Annotated in this window: 5 protein-coding genes; 3 read left to right on the forward strand and 2 right to left on the reverse strand. The window is 70.6% G+C overall.

Features of this window, described 5'->3' with window-relative positions; genetic code table 11:
* A partial coding sequence (locus D471_RS0110985) for a PspC domain-containing protein (protein WP_017598669.1) occupies positions 1–1,224 on the reverse strand: 1,224 nt, incomplete at its 3' end.
* A 220-nt stretch (positions 1,225–1,444) separates the two neighbouring features.
* On the opposite strand from D471_RS0110985, the gene D471_RS0110990 reads away from it, so the two are divergent.
* Complete coding sequence (locus D471_RS0110990) at positions 1,445–2,647, forward strand: ATP-binding protein (RefSeq protein ID WP_026127613.1); 1,203 nt, start codon at positions 1,445–1,447, stop codon at positions 2,645–2,647.
* Between the two features lie 254 nt (positions 2,648–2,901).
* Complete coding sequence (locus D471_RS0110995; protein ID WP_017598671.1) at positions 2,902–3,573, forward strand: response regulator; 672 nt, start codon at positions 2,902–2,904, stop codon at positions 3,571–3,573.
* 88 nt (positions 3,574–3,661) lie between these two features.
* On the opposite strand, the gene D471_RS0111000 is transcribed toward D471_RS0110995, so the two are convergent.
* On the reverse strand, positions 3,662–4,591 hold the full coding sequence (locus tag D471_RS0111000) for a nucleoside hydrolase (RefSeq protein ID WP_017598672.1): 930 nt from the start codon (positions 4,589–4,591) through the stop codon (positions 3,662–3,664).
* A 225-nt stretch (positions 4,592–4,816) separates the two neighbouring features.
* Between D471_RS0111000 and D471_RS0111005 the strand changes: the two genes are divergently transcribed.
* Positions 4,817–7,258: a UvrD-helicase domain-containing protein gene (locus D471_RS0111005; protein WP_026127614.1), complete on the forward strand. Its 2,442-nt coding sequence runs from the start codon at positions 4,817–4,819 to the stop codon at positions 7,256–7,258.
* Positions 7,259–7,587: the final 329 nt, after the last annotated feature.

Here is a 7,587-nt window from a genome sequence, read left to right on the forward strand (position 1 = left end):
GACCCGGTCCTCGCCCTCCCTACCGTCCCCCAGGTCCACCACGCCGACCCCCAGGTGGGATTCCACCTCCACGCGCGCGTCCTCGGGCAGGAGCAGCGTCGTCACCCCGTTCACCCGGACGGTCAGGTCGAGCGTGTCGCCGGGCTCCAGGTCCGCCAGGCCGGTGAGGTCGAGCGTGGCCCTCCCCACCGTCAGCCGGTAGTCCCCCGACTCGGCCTCGGCCACCGTCTCCGGCCGCCAGACCGACTCGCCGGCGCGCAGCCGGGTCAGGTCGGTCGACAGCGAGGCGGCCGCCGCCAGCGCCAGGACCAGGCCCAGGGCCATCAGACCACCGGTCCGCCCCGTCCACGTGCCGACCAGGGCGTACACCCCCACGACCGCCAACGCGCCGGCCAGGAAGAAGACCCCGGTCTCCGGACCGAACACCAGGGTGGCGGTCTCCCCGCTCCACAGTGACGAGTTCCACCCCTGGACCGCGACCGACACGACCACCGTGAGGCCGACGATGGTCCACAGTGCGAGAGAGGCCAGCGGCACCCCACCGCGCCGACACTTCTTCTCGGCGGACCGCTCTCCGGGTTCCCGGGGCTCGGGCCCGGGCGGTGCCGACCCCCCGCCCCCGTCCGCACCGTGCGGATCGGCGCCCGCTCCCGCGGTGCGCCCGGCGACCACGGCCAGGTCCACCGGTCCCTGCGGAGCCGAGGCCCAGGGCTGCGCCGGGTTGTAGTAGGCGGGCGCCGGTGCCGGGGCGGGTGTGGTCGGGGGCGGCTGCCGCCGACGCAGTTCGTCACGCAGCCCCGTGAAGCTCGCCCGCAGGTCCACGCCCCGGTTGCGCGCGGCCAGCAGCCCCAGGATCAGCGGGGTGGCCAGGACCAGGGTCGACCACCCGAACCCGCCGACCAGGCTGAACGCGGTCGCCACCGCCAACCCGACCGCCAGCAGCTTCACCACCGTCCCCGACGGGATGCTCCGGTCCAGCATCTGTTCGAAGGTCGCCGGTCCGCCCTGGTCGTCGCGCATGAGCATCCAGGCGCCGACGTAGAGGAGGAGGCCGGTCGCCCCGGCGAACGCCGTCAACGCGAACGCGGTGCGCCACACGATCGGGTCGGTGCCCGTGTAACGGCCGAGCCCGGTGCACACACCCGCGAGTACGCGGTCCTCGCCCTTGCGGAGCTCCTGCTCGGGTCCGAGCGTGGCCGCCTCCGCGGCCGGCCCGTCAGTCATCGTCGATCACCGCACCCTCCTCATGCCCCCATCGTCACCCGAACACGCTGGTCGGCGGAATCCGGGACGACCCTGAACCCACCCTGACCGACACCCGGGTCCGACCGGGGGAGCCACCCGATGGTGCCCGTGTCCGTCCACCGTGCATCCTGTTCACACGGGAAACACGAAGGCGGCGCGCGCACCCGCGCCGCACACGGACGGAAGCGGTGATCGGGCGGTGGCAGGAACGGTGGTCGACACGCCACGGCTCACCAGGGCGGTGGACGGTCGGCTCCTCGGCGGAGTCGCCGCCGGGCTGGCACGGCACCTGGGCGTCGACCCCGTCGTGGTCCGTCTCGCCTTCATCGCCCTGTCCGTCGGCGGTATCGGCGTCGCGGTCTACACCGCCCTGTTCTTCTTCGTGCCCAAGGAGGAGGCGCACACCCAGGAGGAGGGCCGGGACGGGGCGCTGCGCAAGGGCCGCGACGTGTCCCAGCTCCTGGCCTACATCGGCCTCGGCGTCGGACTGGGCACCCTCTTCCTCGTCTTCGGCGGCGTCTTCGACCCGCTCCTGTGGTTCGTCGTCTTCGGCGCGCTCGGCGCCACCATCCTGTGGCAGCAGGCCAACCCCGCCCAGCGCGACGAGTGGATGTCCACGACCGTGCGCCACGCCGGGAGCAAGGCGCTCATGCGCACGGGCGCGGGCGTCCTGCTCATCGTCGTCGGGGTCATCGGCTTCCTCGTCTTCCAACAGCAACTCCAGGACGCCCGGGCCGGGCTCACCTTCGCCTTCACCCTGCTCGCCGGTATCTCGCTGGTCGTCGCCCCGTGGATCATCGGCCTGATCCGCGACCGGGACCAGGAACGCCGCGAGCGCATCCGCAACGCCGAACGCGCCGAACTCGCCGCGCACATCCACGACTCCGTCCTGCACACCCTGACGCTCATCCAACGCCGGGCCGAGGACCCCCGCGAGGTCCAACGCCTGGCCCGCGTTCAGGAGAGGGCCCTGCGCAGCTGGCTCTACCAGCGCCCCGCCGACGCCGAGACCACCGTCTCACCCGGGCTGGAACGCGTCGCCGCCGAGGTCGAGGAGGAGCACGGCGTCCCGATCGAGGTGGTGTGCGTGGGCGACTGCCCCCTCGACGACGCGCTGGGCGCGATGCTCCGCGCCGCTCGGGAAGCCATGGTCAACGCCTCCAAGTACGCCGGCTGCGACACCCTGTCGGTGTTCGGGGAGGTCGACCAGGAGGAGGTCCTCGTCTTCGTCCGCGACCGCGGCGCCGGGTTCGACCTCGACGAGGTGCCCGAGGACCGCATGGGGGTGCGCGGCTCCATCATCGGCCGCATGGAGCGCCACGGCGGTTCGGCGCGGATCCGCACGGCCCCGGGCGAGGGCACGGAGGTGCAGTTGCGGATGCCCAGAATTCCGCAGTATTAGGGCGTGTGTGGTGGGTGCTGCCCGTCGCGAGCGGCGCATCCAGTGCGGCTGTCGCAAGGCCGAAGAAGGAGTAAGCCTGGGTGTGCTTTCGACTGATGAGAACGTAGCGAGAGTTGTGCTGGGGCGTCGCGCAGCAGGGCGTGTATCCGCCATACACGCCCTAACTTCCGGAACCGATTGTGGACACGACCGGATGCGGACACCGCTCGAACACGGGTACCGGGAGGCCGAAGGTGCTGGATAGAGTCCAGGATGTGGCAGACGAGAGCACGCGCTTCAGTGACGGTGACGCGGTTCCCCGCGTCGTGATCGTGGACGACCACCGGCTGTTCCGCAGCGGTGTGCGGGGCGAGCTCGGCGACGCCGTCGAGGTCGTCGGGGAGGCGGGGGACGTCGACGGCGCGGTGCGCGTCATCGGTGAACAGCTCCCCGACCTCGTCCTCCTGGACGTCCACCTTCCCGGTGGCGGGGGAGTCGAGGTCCTGCGCCGTGTCCTGGCCCAGCACCCGCAGATCCGCTTCCTGGCCCTGTCGGTCTCCGACGCGGCCGAGGACGTGATCGGGGTCGTGCGGGGCGGCGCGCGCGGCTACGTCACCAAGACCATCTCCGGCAGGGACCTCGCCCAGGCGATCGTTCGGGTGGCCGACGGCGACGCGGTCTTCTCACCGAGGCTGGCCGGGTTCGTGCTGGACGCGTTCTCCGCGACCGACGCGCCGCCGGTCGATCCGGAACTGGACCGGCTCACCCAGCGCGAGCGCGAGGTCCTGCGGCACATCGCTCGCGGCTACGCCTACAAGGAAGTGGCCAAGGAGCTGTTCATCTCGGTCAAGACCGTGGAGACCCACGTGTCCTCGGTGTTGCGCAAGCTCCAGCTGTCCAACCGGCACGAGCTGAGCCGTTGGGCGACGGCGCGCAGACTGGTCTGAGCCCGGCCCCGGGCGGGGCGGGACGCGCGTCGGCCGCCACCCCCGGCGGGGGTGGCGGCCGACGGAGGCGCCGGGGGCGTGTTCCGGATCAGCGCAGGGCGTCGAGCATCCGGCCGAGGAACTCGGCCTCCGCGACCTCGGTGATCACACGCGCGGGGCGGCGGTCATCCGACGCGGGGCGCGGACGCAGGTCGGCGACGGTCATCCCCCGGGTCAGGTCCCCGGAGAGCTCCACCCGCAGCGGCGCCTCGAAGGACTCCGTCACCAGGTGCGGGTCGACCAGGACGGCCGCGGCCAGCGGATCGTGCATCGCGCACTGGCGCACGCCGAAGATCCCCGTGTAGAACTCCGCGTAGAAGTCGAGGAAGGCCGAGGTGCGCTCGGCGCGCTCGCCCCCGACCTCCTTGAGCTCCGCCAGCCATGCGGGCGTGGCGACCGTCTTCATGGTGATGTCCAGCGCGATCAGGTCCAGGTCGAACCCGGCGGCGAACACCGCCTCCGCGGCCTCGGGGTCGTTGTTGATGTTGGCCTCGACGTGCGAGGCGACATTGCCCGGTGCGCGGACGGCACCGCCCATCACCACCAGGCGGCGCACCAGCCTGGGCAGCTCCGGTTCCAGGCCCAGGGCGATCGCCAGGTTGGTCAGCGGGCCCACGGCCAGCACGTCGATCTCACCGGGTGACTCGCGTACCAGCCGCACCAGCAGTTCGGCTGCGGACTCCGCCACCGGCTTGCCGGTCGGGGCGGGCAGCTCGACATCGCCGAGACCGTTGCCTCCGTGTACGTGCTCGGCCAGGCGCGGGGCCTGGACCAGCGGACGCGCCGCGCCGACCGCCACGGGCACGCCGGGGCGCCCGTACAGGTCGAGCAGCCGCAGCGCGTTGTCCGCCGTGACGTCCACGCTGTTGTTGCCGAATACCGCGCCGATACCGGCGATCTCCACCTCGGGCCGCGCGGCGAGGTAGGCGAGCGCGACGGCGTCATCGATGCCAGGGTCGCAGTCGACGAACACACGCATGGTCAAGGAACTCCCCCCGAAACGTCGAACGGTCCCGGAAGGGACCCGTACCAGACCAGCCTAAATCGCCCATGGGTCCCCATTGGCCCGTCGACGTCGTGGAACGCCCAGGTAGGACCACCCGGGCGGTCCGACCAGGCACGGAGCCGGACGGTGGTTCGAGTGGCCGGTCGGGGCGGTGACGGAGCGGCACCGGTGTCGCACGGGACCCGTAACCTGGTAGTCGTGTCCTCCCAAGAGCAGCTCCTCGAAGGTCTGAACGGTCCCCAGCGCGAGGCGGTCACCCACAGCGGCGCTCCGCTCCTGATCGTGGCGGGTGCCGGTTCGGGCAAGACCCGTGTCCTCACGCACCGCGTCGCCTACCTCATGGCCGAACGCGGGGTGCGGCCCGGCGAGATCCTCGCCATCACCTTCACCAACAAGGCCGCGGCCGAGATGAGGGAGCGCATCGAGGCGCTGCTCGGCCCCCGGGCGGCCAACACCATGTGGACGATGACCTTCCACTCGGCGTGCGTGCGGATCCTGCGCCGGGAGGGGCACCGGCTCGGTTACCCGAGCAGCTTCACGATCTACGACTCCGCTGACGCCGCGCGCCTCATGCAGCTGGTCTGCAAGGAGATGGACCTGGACCCCAAGCGGTTCCCGCCCAAGTCCTTCTCCGCCCAGGTGTCCAACCTCAAGAACGAGCTCGTCGACTACGACACCTTCGCCGAGCAGGCCCAGAGCGAGCAGGAGAAGAAGCTCGCCGAGGCCTACCAGCTGTACCAGCGCCGCCTGCACGAGGCGGGCGCCATGGACTTCGACGACCTGATCATGCTCACCGTCAACCTGTTCCAGATGTATCCGGACGTGGCGGAGTACTACCGGCGCCGCTTCCGGCACGTGATGGTCGACGAGTACCAGGACACCAACCACGCGCAGTACGTGTTCGTCCGTGAGCTGGTCGGAGTGGCGGACGCGGACGGTCCCGGGGCGGGGGACGCGGCGGTGGGCGGTGTCCCGCCCGCCGAGCTGTGCGTGGTCGGTGACGCGGACCAGTCGATCTACGCGTTCCGCGGCGCGACCATCCGCAACATCCTGGAGTTCGAGCGCGACTTCCCCAACGCGCGGACCATCCTCCTGGAGCAGAACTACCGCTCCACCCAGACCATTCTGTCGGCGGCCAACGCCGTCATCGACCGCAACGAGGGCCGCCCGGCCAAGAGCCTGTGGTCGGAGAAGGGCGAGGGGCCCGCCATCACGGGTTACGTCGCCGACAACGAGCACGACGAGGCCGCGTTCGTCGTGGGTGAGATCGACACGCTCACGGACGACGGGACGGTCACGCCGGGACAGGTGGCGGTCTTCTACCGGACCAACGCGCAGTCCCGCGTGTTCGAGGACGTGTTCATCCGGATGGGGCTGCCGTACAAGATCGTCGGCGGTGTGCGCTTCTACGAGCGCAAGGAGATCCGGGACATCCTGGCCTACCTTCGTGTGCTGGCCAACCCGGAGGACACGGTGAGCCTGCGGCGCATTCTCAACGTGCCCAAACGCGGTATCGGGGCGCGCGCGGAGGAGGCGGTCGAGCTCTTCGCCGCGCGGGAGCGGATCTCGTTCGCCCGGGCGCTGCGGAGGGTGGACGAGATCCCCGGCATCGCGACCCGGTCGGCGCGCGCGGTGGGATCGTTCACCGCTCTCTTGGACGAACTGGCCGAGATCGTTCCCACGAGCAGCCCGGCCGAGATCGTCGAGGCCGTACTGGGCAAGACGGGCTATCTGTCCGAGCTCACCGAATCCAAGGACATCCAGGACGAGAGCCGGGTGGAGAACCTGGAGGAGTTCGTCGACCTGGCGCGCGAGTTCGAGCACACCTTCGCGGCCCTGTTGGAGGAGGAGCCGCAGGACGTCGGCGAGCCCCTGGAGGAGAGCGAGGACGGGTCCGCGGACGAGTCCGCTTCCGGGGAGGGAGACCGACCCGGGGGCGTGGATCCGGGAGAGCCGACGCTCGTCGACTTCCTGGAGCGGATCTCCCTGGTCGCCGACACCGACCAGATCCCCGACGCGGACGACGAGGGCGGTGTGGTCACGCTGATGACGCTGCACTCCGCCAAGGGGCTGGAGTTTCCCGTGGTGTTCCTGACCGGTATGGAAGACGGGGTCTTCCCGCACATGCGCACGCTCGGGGACAAGCAGGAGCTGGAGGAGGAGCGGCGGCTCGCCTACGTCGGGCTCACCCGTGCCCAGCAGCTCCTGTACGTGAGCCGTGCCGCCGTGCGCAGTGCCTGGGGGTCGCCCTCGTACAACCCGGCCTCCCGGTTCATCGACGAGATCCCGTCGTCGCTCGTGGAGTGGCGCCGGGCGGAGTCGACCCTGGCCGCTCCGCCGAGCCGGAGTATCGGCGGGTCGTCCTGGGGCTCCGGGGGCCTCAGCGGTGGCCGCGGTGCCGGTGCCGGTTTCGGCGGTGGTTTCGGTGGCGGCTCGAAGTCGCGCGGCGCGGTCAGGAGTCCGAAGAAGGAGGCCCCGACACTGAGTGTGGGGGACCTGGTCAACCACGACTCGTTCGGCATGGGCCGTGTCCAGCTGGTCGAGGGCACGGGCGACAAGACCAAGGCGCGGATCGACTTCGGCGCGGACATCGGCGAGAAGGACTTCCTGGTCAAGTACGCCCCAATTGAGAAGCTCTAGCCGTTGGGGCGTTGCCCGGGGCGGGTCAGGTGTAGGGCACGACACCGCCACGTTCGTGGAAACGTGTCACGAACACTCCCCGGCGGGGGTAGAGTTGGGGACGACCGAGCGAACCGGACGCGACATCTGCGCGGACGTGCCGGTCGTTCCCCAGGATTCAGGACGGCTCCTCGTCGTCCGTTCGATCCAACCGGATGTGGTTCGAGCAGGTGCTCGGGGCATGTACGATCAGGGAGTTGCCTCAAAGCGGAGAGATTCGCGAAAAGGCAAAAGCAGGACAAGCGGGTGCTTTACCCCGTTCGGTTGATCCGAAACCGCCGATTTGGCGG

Source organism: Nocardiopsis lucentensis DSM 44048, from assembly GCF_000341125.1.
In the GTDB taxonomy this organism is placed as follows: domain Bacteria; phylum Actinomycetota; class Actinomycetes; order Streptosporangiales; family Streptosporangiaceae; genus Nocardiopsis; species Nocardiopsis lucentensis.

Excerpts from the sequence above, each read along its gene's own strand:
- D471_RS0111000 (WP_017598672.1), bottom strand. The coding sequence starts at position 4,591 with ATGCGTGTGTTCGTCGACTGCGACCCTGGCATCGATGACGCCGTCGCG.